The following is a 12,984-nucleotide window of genomic DNA, read 5'->3' as shown; positions in this document are numbered from 1 at the left end:
GAAGCGATATGGGAAAAGTCATTCGGGGATTGCTGACATGGCAGAGGCGCATACGAAAAAACACGATTATCACATTATCGACCCCAGCCCGTGGCCGATCACAGCGGCCTTCGGAGCCTTTGTCATCACCTTTGGCGGCGTCTGCTTCATGCGCTACCTGAACGGTGGCACCGTGCATCTGTTCGGCCTGAATTGGGCGCAACCATGGCTGTTCTTCATCGGTTTGGCCGTGATCCTCTATGTCATGTACGGCTGGTGGTCGGACACGATAAAGGAGGCGAATGAAGGCGCACATACCCGCGTCGTCTCGCTGCACCTGCGCTACGGCATGATCATGTTCATTGCCTCCGAGGTGATGTTCTTCGTCGCTTGGTTCTGGGCCTATTTCGACGTCAGCCTCTTCCCGAACGAAGCGATCCAGGCCTCGCGAACTGCCTTCCTCGGCGGCCAGTTCCCGCCGAAGGGCATCGAAGTCCTCGATCCCTGGCATTTGCCGATCTACAACACCATCATTCTGCTGCTTTCGGGCACAACGGTTACTTGGGCGCACCACGCGCTGCTGCACAATGACCGCAGGGGCCTGATTCAGGGGCTGATCCTGACCGTGCTGCTGGGCGCATTGTTCTCCAGCGTGCAGGCCTATGAATATGCGCATGCGCCCTTCGAATTCAGAAACACGATCTATGGCGCGACCTTCTTCATGGCGACCGGCTTCCATGGCTTCCATGTGTTGATCGGTACGATCTTCCTGCTGGTCTGCCTCATCCGCGCCATCCGCGGCGACTTCACGCCGAAGCAGCATTTTGGCTTCGAGGCGGCTGCGTGGTATTGGCACTTCGTCGACGTCGTCTGGCTGTTCCTGTTCTTCTGCATCTACATCTGGGGCAGCTGGGGCGCTCCGGTAGCAGCCGGCTAACACCGGAGCCTCCAGCTACTAACCTTTAAAAGGTTGTGAGCTGCTTGCCGTCGCGAAAGCCGAGCCTAGGTTTTCGCGACGGCATTTTTGTTTAGTCTATACAGTGAAATTAAGCGGCGAAAAAAAGGGGCGCGAAGCTGTCGCCTCCATCGTGGCGGCTTTAAATGCCGACAACGTTGTTTTCGCCCTTCACAGCTCCAGGGCCCTATAGAGGATCGCACAGTTGTCTATTTGGATCTGCAAAGCATGTGGTTCGCACTATGCGTCGAATGACGCTCCTCCGGCGCATTGTTCCATTTGTGATGATGAGCGACAGTTCGTTCCTGAGGGTGGGCAGGAATGGATCGCTCGGGAAACGCTTGCCTCCACCCATGAGAATGACTGGAGCGAGCTGGAACCAAATTTGGTTAGCATCGGTGTCTCTCCGACCATCGGTATCGGCCAGCGCGCTCTTTTGGTGCTCTCCCTGCACGGAAATGTCTTATGGGATTGCACCCCCATTCTGGATGAGACAACGCGTGATCGCATTTTAATGCTCGGCAGCATCAAGGTCATTTGCCTGTCGCACCCACATTTCTATACCGGCATGGTGGAATGGAGCGAAGCCCTTGGCGGCGTGCCGATCCTGCTGCCCCAGGCTGATCTGCCATACGTCACCCGCACCAGCGAGCATATTCGACCTTGGCTGGGAGATCGATACGAGGTGCTGCCCGGTATTAACCTTCATCGGCTGGGTGGGCATTTTGAAGGAAGCTCCGTCTTGGAATGGGAAGTCGGTGCAGACCAGAATGGAGTGCTGTTTGTCGGCGACACCGTTCAGGTGGTTCCGGGAAGAGGATGGGTTTCCTTCATGTATTCCTACCCCAACTTGATACCTTTGCCCACGCGTGAGGTCCGGCGTATTGCCCGCCGCATTGCAGAGATTCGCTTTGACCGCATCTACGGCGGTTGGAGAGATAAGTTCATATCGAACAACGCAAAAGAAAGCGTTGCCCGTTCAGCCGAACGCCACATACGGCGGCTCGAATCATAGCCTCGGGAATACGCTGACTGGCAAATCATTCACTCACGCAATGTTGTAAAGTTGCAGGTCGATGTGGCCGACTTCGAGTCCCTGTCTCAGTTGTCGGCCGCAAGCCGCTCGAATGCTGTCGGATGCGGTACGCCGCGAAACATGAGCTGCCTTATCTCGTCAGCACCGCCTTGTGCGCTCTTGATCGAGGTATCGACTTCCAGATCATAGATGCCGGGTCGATGCACCTGCGTCTACGGGTCGCGATGATGATTTTCAAGCGCAGCGATTTCGGTGGCAGCAGTATCGCTTCTTTCGCCGACCCCCTGCGACACTGGCTGCAAGGGCCTGGAAAACATGGCCGCGACATCATGGTGCAGAGACATGCCTGGTGTTTCGGCAGGGATGTTGCTTTTGGATTGGACGGGCGGCTCTGTCGCGGTTACTGATGTTGACATGGACGAGATTTGAACGCTCGTCGCGAATGGCAATCGATCGAGATCAAACCTTGAGCCCAGAGCAAGACGCAGGCCCGAATCAACAGGCAAACAGCGATAGCGCCCTCTTTCCACCCGTCGATCCGTTCAAGGTCGGCGTTCAGGGATGCTGCCCGCGTTGTGGTAACGGCAAGCTCTTCAATGGGCTGTTGTCGCTGAAGCCGCGTTGCGCGGCTTGTGGTCTCGATTATGCCTTTGCCGACGCCGGCGACGGACCGGCGGTCTTCGTCATCCTCATCGTCGGCTTCATCGTCATTGGTCTGGTGCTGTGGCTCCAGGTCAATTATTCGCCGCCGATCTGGGTGCATATCCTGTTGTTCGGTCCATTGACCATCATTCTGTCGCTTCTGTCGCTCCGTTGGTGCAAGGGCATTCTTATTGCGCTGCAATACCGCAACAATGCCAGCGAAGGGCGCATTCATCGTGACTGAGGCCGCCATGCCCGCTCACCGCGCCAATGTTTTCTGGCGGGTCGGCAAGCTACTGATCCTGCTTTTGGCGCTCGGCATCCTGCTGGCGCTCGGCACTTGGCAGGTCCAGCGGCTGCACTGGAAGGAAGGCTTGCTCGCCGACATCGCCGAGCGCCAGGGCGCCGCCCCTGTGCCGCCGTCGACGATCGAGGCCATGGCCGCCTCCGGCGGCGATATCGAATATCGCGTTGTCACTGCGTCCGGCCATTACCTCAACAATAAGGAACGACATTTCTTCGCCACCTTCGACGGCAATCCCGGTTTCCACGTCTATACGCCGCTTCAGCTTGCGGATGGGCGCTATCTCTTCGTCAACAGAGGTTTTGTCCCCTATGACGCCAAGGAGCCGGAAATGCGCATGCAGGGGCAACTGACGGGCGAGCAGACCGTCACCGGCCTTGCCCGCGCCAAGCTTGCCGGCCAACCCTCGGGCATACCGGACAATGATCTAGCGAAGAATATATTCTATTGGAAAGACCTGGACGCCATGGCTGCCAGCGATGAGCTTCCAACGGATAAGGTGCTACCCTTCTTTGTCGATGCCGACAAAGCGCCCAACCCCGCGGGTCTGCCGATCGGCGGCGTTACCATCGTCGAGCTGCCGAACGACCATCTACAATATGCCTTGACCTGGTACGGCCTGGCGGCGGCGCTGGTCGCCATTGTTTTCGTTTTCTGGTGGCGCAAACGCCATCCAGATGCGACCCAGCAATAGGTTTACGCAATAGAATAGCTTCATTTCGATGGAATATTCGGTTAGAGCAAGCGGCAAGGCGAACCTATCTATAGCTTTGCCATCGTCCCTGATTTCGGAAGAGACATGAACATAGTGGTTTCCAAACCTGATCTGACCATCCGGCTCTGCGGTCCGCGCGGCTTCTGCGCCGGCGTCGATCGTGCCATCCAGATCGTCGTGCTGGCGCTGAAGGCCTATGGCGCGCCGGTCTATGTCCGTCATGAGATCGTGCATAATCGCTATGTCGTCGAAGGGCTGGAGGCCAAGGGCGCGGTCTTCGTCGAGGAACTCGACGAAATCCCGCCGAAGCATCGCGCCCAGCCCGTCGTCTTTTCCGCCCATGGCGTACCGAAGGCCGTGCCTGCGGATGCCGATGCCCGCAATCTCTTCTATCTCGACGCCACCTGCCCACTGGTTTCCAAGGTGCACAAGCAGGCCATGCGGCACAACCGCCTCGGCCGCCATGTCATCCTCATCGGCCATGCGGGCCACCCGGAAGTGATCGGCACCATGGGCCAGCTTCCGGAGGGTTCGGTGTCTTTGATCGAGACGGTGGAGGATGCCGACGCCTACCAGCCTGCCGACCCCGACAATCTCGGTTTCGTCACGCAAACAACGCTTTCCGTCGACGACACCGCCGGCGTCATCGCGCGGCTGCAGCAGCGCTTCCCGAATCTCACAGCACCGGCTGCCGATTCGATCTGCTACGCCACGACAAACCGCCAGGAAGTGGTGAAGGAGGCAGCTCCGGGCTGCGATCTCTTCATCGTTGTCGGCGCACCGAATTCATCCAACTCCAAGCGTCTCGTCGAGGTGGCGCTGAGGGCAGGGGCAGGGAAATCCGTGCTTGTCCAGCGCGCCTCCGAGATCGATTGGGACGATATCGGCGATGTCAAAACCGTCGGTCTCTCGGCTGGTGCATCTGCGCCAGAAGTTATCGTCAACGAGATCATCGAGGCCTTCCGCGCCCGCTACAATGCCGTGGTGGAGCTTGCGGAAACGGTCAAGGAGACCGAGAATTTTCTCGTCAATCGCGAGCTGCGCAATATCGAACTGACGGCGGCCGACATGGCCTTTGTCAATGGAGATTGAATGGCCACCTCGTCCTTCGAGGGCCTGCCGCTTGCGCTGACGCTGCATCGCTAGGGCAACTCAGGATGAGGCGGAGAGAGTTTTGCCAGGCGTCAAAGATCAGCTCTCATGGTGAGGCGGCCCTTCTGAGCTTGTCGAAGGGGGCCGCCTCGAAACCCGAGGGCGGGTGGCCGCGGTGACCACTATGTATCAAGCAGGGAATAATTCGTGGCCGTTTATACCGATATTACCGAAGACGATCTGAAGTGGTTCCTGACCGAATATGATGTCGGCACATTGCTGTCCTATAAGGGCATCGCCGAGGGCGTCGAAAACTCCAACTTCCTGCTGCATACGTCGCGCGAGCCGCTGATCCTGACGCTTTATGAGAAGCGCGTCGAAAAGAGCGACCTGCCGTTTTTCCTCGGCCTGATGCAGCACCTGGCAAGCCGCGGCCTGTCCTGCCCGCTTCCCTTGCCGCGCAAGGACGGTGCGCTGCTCGGCCATCTCTCGGGCCGCCCGGCAGCGCTGATCTCCTTCCTCGAGGGCATGTGGCTGCGCAAGCCCGAGGCAAAGCATTGCCGTGAGGTTGGCAAGGCTCTGGCCGCCATGCATGTCGCCGGCGAAGGCTTCGCCATCAAGCGGCCGAATGCGCTGTCGCTTGATGGGTGGCACGGGCTTTGGGGAAAATCGGAAGCGCGCGCCGACGAGGTTGAGCCCGGCCTGCAGGACGAGATCCGTAGCGAACTCGAATTCCTTGGCAGCCATTGGCCGAAGGGCCTGCCCGACGGCGTCATCCATGCCGATCTCTTCCCGGATAACGTCTTTTTCCTCGGAGACGAGCTTTCCGGCCTGATCGATTTCTATTTTGCCTGCAACGATCTGCTCGCCTACGACGTCTCGATCTGCCTCAACGCCTGGTGCTTCGAGAAGGACGGCGCCTACAACATCACCAAGGGCATGGCGCTTTTGGAAGGTTACCAGAGCGTACGGCCGCTGGACGCCGCGGAAATCGCCGCCCTGCCGACGCTGTCGCGTGGCTCGGCGCTGCGCTTCTTCTTGACCCGCCTCTACGATTGGCTGACGACGCCGGCAGGCGCCTTGGTCACCAAGAAAGACCCGATTGAATATCTGCGCAAGCTGCGTTTCCATCGCCAGATCGCCTCCAGCGCCGAATACGGGCTCAAGGCATGAAACACGTCGATATCTTTACCGATGGTGCCTGCTCCGGCAATCCCGGTCCCGGCGGCTGGGGCGCGGTGCTGCGTTATGGCGATGTCGAAAAGGAGCTTTCCGGCGGCGAATCGGAGACCACCAACAACCGCATGGAGCTCATGGCGGCGATCTCGGCCTTGGGTGCGCTCAAGACGCCATGCGAGGTCGATCTCTATACCGATAGCGTCTACGTGAAGGACGGCATTACCAAATGGATCTTCGGCTGGAAGAAGAACGGCTGGAAGACTGCCGACAAGAAGCCGGTGAAGAATGCGGAGCTGTGGCAGGTGCTGGATGAGGCCTATAACCGTCACAAGGTGACGTTGCATTGGATCAAGGGCCATGCCGGGCACCCGGAAAACGAGCGGGCCGACGAGCTCGCGCGCAAGGGCATGGAGCCTTTCAAAAAGAAGTAGCTTTCTGCCATGGATAAAAGTGGGCCATGTGCGCCCGGCTGGTATAGGTCAGCCTTGGCCCATTCCATTTTTCGTTTTTTGGTCCTATCGACCGGGCCATAGGAAGCGTAGCTCTTGTCTGTCCCAATTCAGAGAGAGCCAACATGATCTATAGGCATATCGAAAGCGCAGACGATATTGTGGAAAGCTTTGCGGTTATGCGCGAGCTGCGACCACATATCGAAGACGCCAATCTTTATTGTGAGCGCGTCCAGCGACAGCAGCAGGATGGATATCGTCTGTTGGGCGTATGGCAGGACGATGAACTGTCGGGGCTTACCGGATACCGCCATCTTGAAAACCTGATCTACGGAAGGTTCACCTATATCGATGACCTTGTGGTTCGCCATTCCCGCCAGCGCTCCAAACTCGGCGAGGGCTTGATCGATCAGGTTCGCACGCTGGCGAAAGCCGATGGTCGGGCCATGCTGGTGCTAGATACCGGGCTCGCCAACTCGATGGCGCAGCGCTTCTATTTCCGCAATGGCCTCTTGGCGCGCGGTCTCCATTTCAGCCAGCAGCTTGAGGAAACCGGCGCATGAAAACCATCCCGCTCGTCAATGCCAGCCCACTTGGCTCGGCCTCGCGCGCCTACGCCATCGCAAGGAAGGCGGCTGACAAGCTTCTCGATTCCGGAGCCAACACCAGACTGATCGAACGCGATCTTTCCCCCGCGCATCCGTCGCCGATCGCCAAAGATTACGCCGACGCGGTCGCAAAACGGGCGGAACGCGACGCACCTGCTTTCGCGCAATCGGAAATATTGATTCAGGAAGTCATCGATTGCGATTATCTGATCATCGCGACGCCGATGCACAATTTCACCGCGCCGGCGTCGCTGAAGCTCTGGATCGACTATGTCTTGCGTGTCAACCGCACCTTCACGCACCGGGATGGCTACAAAATCGGCCTGCTTGCCGATCGCCCGACGCTCGTCGTCGTCGGTTCCGGCGGCGTATATCATGGCGCACATGCCAGGCAGCCTGACTATCTCTCGTCCTATTTCGCCCTTATTCTTGCAACGATCGGCATCAACAACGTGCAGTTCATTCATCTGCAGGGATTGGTAAGGCCGGATATGGCCGAACAGTCTCGCATCCTTGCCGAGCGGCAGCTTGCCGTCCATCCTGTCTTCGGGCTAGTCTCCGCCGCCACGGGATCGTAAGAAGGGGTGGCAGCCCCGACATGCAGGAATATGGCCGTCATGGCGAAGCAGGCACCTTCGGACCATGCGAAAGACACGGCGCTTTCGCATGAGGACAGTCATCCGATCTACCTGCAGGTCTGCGCCCGCTTCAAGACCGCCATCGCCGAGGGCCGTTTGGCACCCGGCGACCGGATGCCATCCGTGCGGGCACTCGCGAGCGAGCTTGGTTTGTCGCGCGGAACGATCAACTTGGCTTATCAGATCCTTGCCGAAGAGGGATATGTCGTCTTCCGAGGCGCTGCCGGCACATTTGTCGACATGCGCTTGCCGACGCCCTATGCTGGCGCGCCACAGCCTTCCGCTACAAAAAACATTCTGATCGAGCAATCGTCTAACGTGAGGCCGTTTCAGCTTGGTCTTCCCGCCCTCGATGCCTTTCCGCGCAAGACCTGGAACAGGCTTGTCAGTCACCGCTCGCGGCAACTTGGCGCGGCGCAGCTCGGGTATCCCGAGCCAGCCGGCCTCATGGCACTTCGCGAGCGCATCGCGGCCTATCTTGCGTTTTCACGCGGCATCGCCTGCCGGCCGGAGCAGGTCTTCGTGACTGCAGGTCATCGTGCCAGCCTCGAACTGATCATGCGCGCGCTCTATCGCCCGGACGATTGCATGTGGTTCGAGGATCCGGGCTATCCGATCGCTCGGGATTTCCTGCGCTCGATGCGTGCCAGGCTCCATCCCGTCCCAGTCGATCGGGATGGGCTGGTTGTGGAAGAGGGCAGGCGGCTTGCGCCCGATGCCCGCTTCGCCATCGTCACCCCGGCCAACCAAAGTCCGCTCGGTGTGATGATGCCGATGGAGCGTCGCGCCGAACTGCTCAAATGGGCTGAGACCAATCAGCGCTGGATCATCGAGGACGATTACGACAGCGAATATCGATATAACCGCCGGCCGCCGCTGTCGCTCAAGGCCATGGATCGTGGCGAGCGCGTCCTCTTTACCGGATCGTTCAGCAAGGTTCTCTATCCGGCGCTGCGACTCGCCTATCTGGTCGTGCCTTCGTCCGAAATAGCGACGTTCGAGGGTGCCTGCCGCGTTGCAAGTGTCGGCTGCCCCGAGTTCCATCAAGCCGTCATCGCAGATTTCATGGAGCAGGGCTATTTCATTCGCCATCTCAAGAAGATGCGGGCACTTTATGCCGAGCGCCGCCAGTTTCTGGTCGATGCCATGCGCGATGTCTTCGGCGATCGGGTCACGACAAATTCACCTGCGGCCGGCCTGCATCTGGTCATGCAGTTCCAGGGCCATCACCCACCTCCGAGCCGGATCGCCGCATTGGCACAGGCCGAGGGCTTCGGTCTGCAGCCTCTGTCGCTCTGGCACACGGGGCCGCAATCGATCGACGGTCTGCTGCTCGGCTTCACCAATCTCGAAAGCAGACAGATTGCCCGCTCACTTGCGGCGCGTCTCAACGACATTTGCATAGTAGCGGATCGCGAGGCCTGAGTTCGATCTTGGCCTCGTCAAATCTGCAATTCTTGCATCTGTTTTCCGGGCCAAGGGCATGGCAAAAACCGTGGCGAATGATGTTTCTGGGAGTCCCAAATGGCCGAGACCATTTTCCTTGCCGGTGCGACCGGCGCCATCGGACGCAAGCTTGTCCCCATGCTGATCGAGGCAGGCTTCACCGTTCACGGCACAACTCGAAAGCCGGAGCTGGTAGACAGCCTGCGCGCCCTCGGTGCGACGCCTGTGGTGGTCGATGTTTTCGACGGCAAAGCTCTGGAGGTGGCGTTGCGGCAGGCAAAGCCCGACATCGTTATTCACCAGCTGACTGATCTGCCGTTCGGGCTCGATCCGGCACAGATGGCCGAAGGGCGCATTCGAAACGCCCGCCTTCGTGAAGTGGGAACCAAGAATCTGGTCGATGCCGCGGTCGCCGCCGGCGAGATCATGGAAGAAACGCCGCTTCAGGAAAGCGCAACCGCGATACGGACACTCGAGGCCCTCACCCTGACGACCGCCGGCATTGCCGATGCGGTACTGCGATATGGCCTGCTCTATGGACCGGAAACCGGCGCAGACGCGCCCGGTGGGGTGATCAATCTCTATGTGGAGGATGCTGCACGCGCCGCTCTGCTGGCCGTACAGTCCCGCGCGATTGGAATCTTCAATGTGGTTGAGGATGGCGGCCCGGTTTCGAACGCCAAGGCCAAATCGGTTCTTGGATGGTAGCCGTCCAGGCACAGTGGAAATTAGACGGCCGCATACCTTGCCGTACCGTCCTTTCCGCTATGCGGTGCCAGCAGGCTGACTTATGATCCGGGACTGCGTTTTTCTTCAGCTCAATTCCGTCGGGATAGGAAGCTGCCATGTCCGTTAATTATGAAGCTGCCGTGGTGCAGGTAACCGGTAGGGTACAAGGCGTAAGTTTCCGTGTCTGGACGCGCGACGAGGCACTGAGGCTCGGTCTGGCGGGCTGGGTTCGCAACGAATCCGACGGATCCGTGCTCGCTTTGATTGCGGGACCCAATACGGCGGTTTCGACCATGGTCGAGCGTTTCTGGCAAGGGCCTCCCGGTGCTTCGGTTTCCAGTGTCGAGAAGCAACCGACCACGCTCACGGAGAGGCCGACAGGATTCCGCATCACCGGCTGATGGGCCTCCGCAGTGGCAAACCTGTGATTTCCTTAGGATTCAGAAGCCGGAACTATTTCAGCATCCCTGCAGCGGCTGCTGGCGTTAACCATCGGACAACGCGAATTGTTACCTCGAAGTGGGTTACGGTCACCGTGGTAACACGGAAAAGCTCGAACACTGTGGCAGTGATGTCTTGCCCATCGGTCCTTTCTCTCTATGCTGCGCCAAACACCTAGGGAGACAAATATGATCCTGCATTGCGTTTTCATGAGGCTCAAATCCGCCATGACACAGGATGAGAAAAAGGCACTCTTCGAGTCCGTCGCTGCGCTGAAGCAGGTCATTCCCGGCATCATCGATGTTAAATACGGGCCGAATGTCTCGCCGGAGGGGCTGCATGGCGGCTTCGTTGACGGCTTCGTGGTGACGTTCGAGAGCCCTGAAGTACGTGACGCCTATCTCGTGCATCCCGAACACGTTGCCGTCGGTGAGCGCATCGTCTCGTCGACCGATGGCGGCCTTGCCGGCCTGCTGGTCTTCGATCTCAATCTTTAATTGAACAGGGCCGCAGATAGGTGCCTGCGGCCATGATCACGCTGACCGCTGCGTGACGATCGTGAGGTTCATCTCGCAACGCATGCGGAAGCCCATCGCCTTGTAAAGCGAGATGGCTGGTGTGTTTGTGGCATAGGCGTGTAGGTAGACGGTCTCCTCCCTTACCGAGATCTCGCCGGCGACGAAGCGGAAGAGCAAGGTACCGAGGCCGCGTCCCTGAAAATCGGGATGGGTGCAAAGGCCGCTGAGTTCGGCGAAACCGGACTGGCCGCCGGACTGGCGCATGCGCTGGCCAGCCATGGCAACGAGGCGGCCATCCATCTTCACGCCCCAAAAGGTGCCGAGGCTCTGGGCACGGAGCGTGAAGGGACCAGGCTTGGTTAGCGTGGCCAAGGCCAGCATCTCCGCTGCATCGGCTTCCGTCAGCGGCTCGATCCGGCTGTCCGAGATCCGCTCATAGGGCCGTTCGGCGATCATCTGGACCAGCTTGCCTTCGGAGATGACCGTCAATCCCGGTGGGATCGTAACGGGCTTGGCTTCAACGAGCGCCATGACCTCGTCGCCGGCCGGCAGGTTCTCCAGAGCCTCGAGGCTTTCCGCCGTATCATCGGCAGCGGCTGCGAAAGGCACGATGGAGGGCGGATACCGCCGGGCGCGCTCACTGCCTTCGGCCAATGTCGCATGGGCAGTTCGAAGCGCATGCCAGGCCGGACGGTCGAGAATATGGCTCATGGTTTCTGCTCCTTGTCGAGATTGCCCCGACGGGTAAGCGGCACCTCGGCAAGCCCGTCCTCGATTGCAGCGAGTTGTTCCAGGATTGGCCCGGAACTCTCGCCGCAGAGCTCGATGACAGCCTGTTCGATGCGCGGCCACACCGATCGTTTCGAATAATCTACGAGTTCCTGTCCCTCTGGCGTCAGCGAAACCAGTCTTCGGCGCTGATCCTCGGCCGAGGCCTGCATGTCGACGTAACCCAGTTCCAGAAGCTGCGAGACGGTGCGTGTGGCCCCCGGCTGGCTGATGCCAACCGCTTGGGCAAGTTCGCCGATGGTAAGCGGGCCGCCGCGGTCGATTGCGGCGAGGAACGGATATTGGGCGGACTGGAGCGAGACGCCGAGCTCCCCCATGATCTGCTGGGTGTCGGCCTGAAGGCGCTCGCCGATACGGCGAAAGCGGCTGCCGAGGCAGAGGAAGCCCAACGATTTCACGACATCTTCAACCACGGCGCTCTCCCGCAATTTACATAATGTGTTATATAAATTGTTATGGGTTGTCGTCAAGCGCCGTGCCGGCCTGCTGACCTTCACTCCAATCTTCGAATGGAAAGAGGCCACAGGCAGACGCCTGTGACCATGTTGTCCGACGGCCTCAGCTCGATTTCGCCATCGCAGCGGCTAGCTGATCAACGTTATAACGGAACATTTTTTCATATGTCGGAGCTGGTCCGTTGGCTTTGGAGAGGGCCTCGACATAGAGTTCGCCACCGGGCTGAGCGCCGGTGGCTTTTGCGACCTGATTGACCAGGCGCGGATCGTTCGAGTTCTCGAAGAAATAGGTCTTCACATGCTCGGTCTTGATCTGCTCGATCAGCTTGGCGACGCCGGCGGCCGAGGCTTCGGTTTCGGTCGAAACGCCGACCGGTGACAGGAAGGTGACGTTGTATTCGCGGCCAAAATAGCCGAAGCCGTCGTGGCTGGTCAGGACCTTGCGGCGATCATCGGCAATCTTGTCGAATTTGCTGTGCGCATAGGCGTCGAGATCGGTTAGGATCTTGGTATAACGCTCGGCGTTGGCCTTGAAATCGGCCGCATCGGCCGGATCGGCGGCTGCCAGTGTCTTTTCTATGTTGGCGACCCAGATCTTCACGTTCACCGGGCTGTTCCAGACATGCGGATCGGTGACAGTCTTGCCGTCGTCGACCATTGTACGCGTATTTATGCCCTCCGAGGCGACGACCGGCGTGCCCTTGTAGCCGGAGGCGCTAATCAACCGATCCATCCAGCCTTCCAGGCCTTCACCGCTCACGAAGGTGACCTTGGCCGCATGGAGCTTCTTGGCGTCGGCAGGCGACGGCTCGAATTGATGAGGGTCGCCGTTCGGGCCGACTAGGCTCGACACCTTTACATGATCGCCGCCCACCTGCTTGACGACATCGGCGAGCACGGTGAAGGACGCAACGACATTCAAGGTTTCGGCCGAAGCCGGCGCCGCTATGCCAAAGGCGATGCAGGCCGGCAGTGCGGCGGAGAGAAGCAGTCTGTGTTCGATCATAAA

Annotated in this window: 17 protein-coding genes; 13 read left to right on the top strand and 4 right to left on the bottom strand. The window is 59.3% G+C overall.

What is annotated here, in order from left to right; genetic code table 11:
* Positions 1-37: 37 nt before the first annotated feature.
* Together PY650_RS17520 and PY650_RS17515 are read left to right on the top strand one after the other, a co-directional pair.
* Complete coding sequence (locus tag PY650_RS17520) at positions 38-916, top strand: cytochrome c oxidase subunit 3 (protein ID WP_285880705.1); 879 nt, start codon at positions 38-40, stop codon at positions 914-916.
* Positions 917-1,139: 223 nt separating this feature from the next.
* Complete coding sequence (locus tag PY650_RS17515) at positions 1,140-1,949, top strand: MBL fold metallo-hydrolase (protein ID WP_285880704.1); 810 nt, start codon at positions 1,140-1,142, stop codon at positions 1,947-1,949.
* 86 nt (positions 1,950-2,035) lie between these two features.
* Here the strand turns inward: PY650_RS17515 and PY650_RS17510 are convergent, their stop codons facing one another.
* Entirely contained in the window at positions 2,036-2,176 is a 141-nt protein-coding gene (locus PY650_RS17510; RefSeq protein ID WP_285880703.1) for a hypothetical protein, read from the bottom strand.
* Positions 2,177-2,436: 260 nt separating this feature from the next.
* Between PY650_RS17510 and PY650_RS17505 the strand changes: the two genes are divergently transcribed.
* The 11 genes from PY650_RS17505 to PY650_RS17455 all read left to right on the top strand — a co-directional run bounded on the left by PY650_RS17505 (position 2,437) and on the right by PY650_RS17455 (position 10,710).
* Positions 2,437-2,856: a DUF983 domain-containing protein gene (locus PY650_RS17505; protein WP_285880702.1), complete on the top strand. Its 420-nt coding sequence runs from the start codon at positions 2,437-2,439 to the stop codon at positions 2,854-2,856.
* A 7-nt stretch (positions 2,857-2,863) separates the two neighbouring features.
* Positions 2,864-3,610 carry an SURF1 family protein gene (locus PY650_RS17500; protein WP_285880701.1) on the top strand — a complete coding sequence of 249 codons (747 nt, stop codon included), beginning with the start codon at positions 2,864-2,866 and terminating at the stop codon, positions 3,608-3,610.
* Between the two features lie 105 nt (positions 3,611-3,715).
* Positions 3,716-4,723: a 4-hydroxy-3-methylbut-2-enyl diphosphate reductase gene (gene ispH / locus PY650_RS17495; RefSeq protein WP_285880699.1), complete on the top strand. Its 1,008-nt coding sequence runs from the start codon at positions 3,716-3,718 to the stop codon at positions 4,721-4,723.
* Between the two features lie 207 nt (positions 4,724-4,930).
* Positions 4,931-5,896: a homoserine kinase gene (locus tag PY650_RS17490; RefSeq protein WP_285880697.1), complete on the top strand. Its 966-nt coding sequence runs from the start codon at positions 4,931-4,933 to the stop codon at positions 5,894-5,896.
* Positions 5,893-6,333, top strand: coding sequence for a ribonuclease HI (rnhA, locus tag PY650_RS17485; protein ID WP_285880695.1), 441 nt, complete (start codon positions 5,893-5,895; stop codon positions 6,331-6,333). The genes PY650_RS17490 and rnhA overlap by 4 nt, the downstream gene beginning before the upstream one ends.
* A gap of 143 nt (positions 6,334-6,476) precedes the next feature.
* Complete coding sequence (locus PY650_RS17480; RefSeq protein WP_285880694.1) at positions 6,477-6,914, top strand: GNAT family N-acetyltransferase; 438 nt, start codon at positions 6,477-6,479, stop codon at positions 6,912-6,914.
* Positions 6,911-7,537 (top strand): FMN-dependent NADH-azoreductase, encoded by a 627-nt coding sequence (locus PY650_RS17475; protein ID WP_285880692.1) that lies wholly within the window; start codon positions 6,911-6,913, stop codon positions 7,535-7,537. Before PY650_RS17480 ends, PY650_RS17475 begins: the two co-directional genes overlap by 4 nt.
* A gap of 39 nt (positions 7,538-7,576) precedes the next feature.
* Positions 7,577-9,022 carry a MocR-like pyridoxine biosynthesis transcription factor PdxR gene (gene pdxR, locus PY650_RS17470; RefSeq protein ID WP_285880690.1) on the top strand — a complete coding sequence of 482 codons (1,446 nt, stop codon included), beginning with the start codon at positions 7,577-7,579 and terminating at the stop codon, positions 9,020-9,022.
* Between the two features lie 99 nt (positions 9,023-9,121).
* Positions 9,122-9,751 (top strand): NAD-dependent epimerase/dehydratase family protein, encoded by a 630-nt coding sequence (locus PY650_RS17465; protein ID WP_285880689.1) that lies wholly within the window; start codon positions 9,122-9,124, stop codon positions 9,749-9,751.
* Positions 9,752-9,888: 137 nt separating this feature from the next.
* Positions 9,889-10,173: an acylphosphatase gene (locus tag PY650_RS17460; protein ID WP_285880687.1), complete on the top strand. Its 285-nt coding sequence runs from the start codon at positions 9,889-9,891 to the stop codon at positions 10,171-10,173.
* 228 nt (positions 10,174-10,401) lie between these two features.
* Complete coding sequence (locus tag PY650_RS17455; RefSeq protein WP_285880686.1) at positions 10,402-10,710, top strand: Dabb family protein; 309 nt, start codon at positions 10,402-10,404, stop codon at positions 10,708-10,710.
* Between the two features lie 36 nt (positions 10,711-10,746).
* Here the strand turns inward: PY650_RS17455 and PY650_RS17450 are convergent, their stop codons facing one another.
* The 3 genes from PY650_RS17450 to PY650_RS17440 all read right to left on the bottom strand — a co-directional run bounded on the left by PY650_RS17450 (position 10,747) and on the right by PY650_RS17440 (position 12,981).
* On the bottom strand, positions 10,747-11,442 hold the full coding sequence (locus PY650_RS17450) for a GNAT family N-acetyltransferase (RefSeq protein ID WP_285880685.1): 696 nt from the start codon (positions 11,440-11,442) through the stop codon (positions 10,747-10,749).
* The gene (locus PY650_RS17445; protein ID WP_285880684.1) at positions 11,439-11,933 is read right to left on the bottom strand and encodes a MarR family winged helix-turn-helix transcriptional regulator; all 495 of its coding nucleotides are present in this window, start codon (positions 11,931-11,933) and stop codon (positions 11,439-11,441) included. Before PY650_RS17445 ends, PY650_RS17450 begins: the two co-directional genes overlap by 4 nt.
* 145 nt (positions 11,934-12,078) lie before the next feature.
* The gene (locus PY650_RS17440) at positions 12,079-12,981 is read right to left on the bottom strand and encodes a metal ABC transporter solute-binding protein, Zn/Mn family (RefSeq protein ID WP_285880683.1); all 903 of its coding nucleotides are present in this window, start codon (positions 12,979-12,981) and stop codon (positions 12,079-12,081) included.
* Positions 12,982-12,984: the final 3 nt, after the last annotated feature.

The organism is Martinezella calliandrae, from assembly GCF_030272695.1.
GTDB classification, from domain to species: Bacteria; Pseudomonadota; Alphaproteobacteria; order Rhizobiales; family Rhizobiaceae; genus Rhizobium; species Rhizobium calliandrae.
This window is presented reverse-complemented; position numbering and strand designations above follow the sequence as displayed.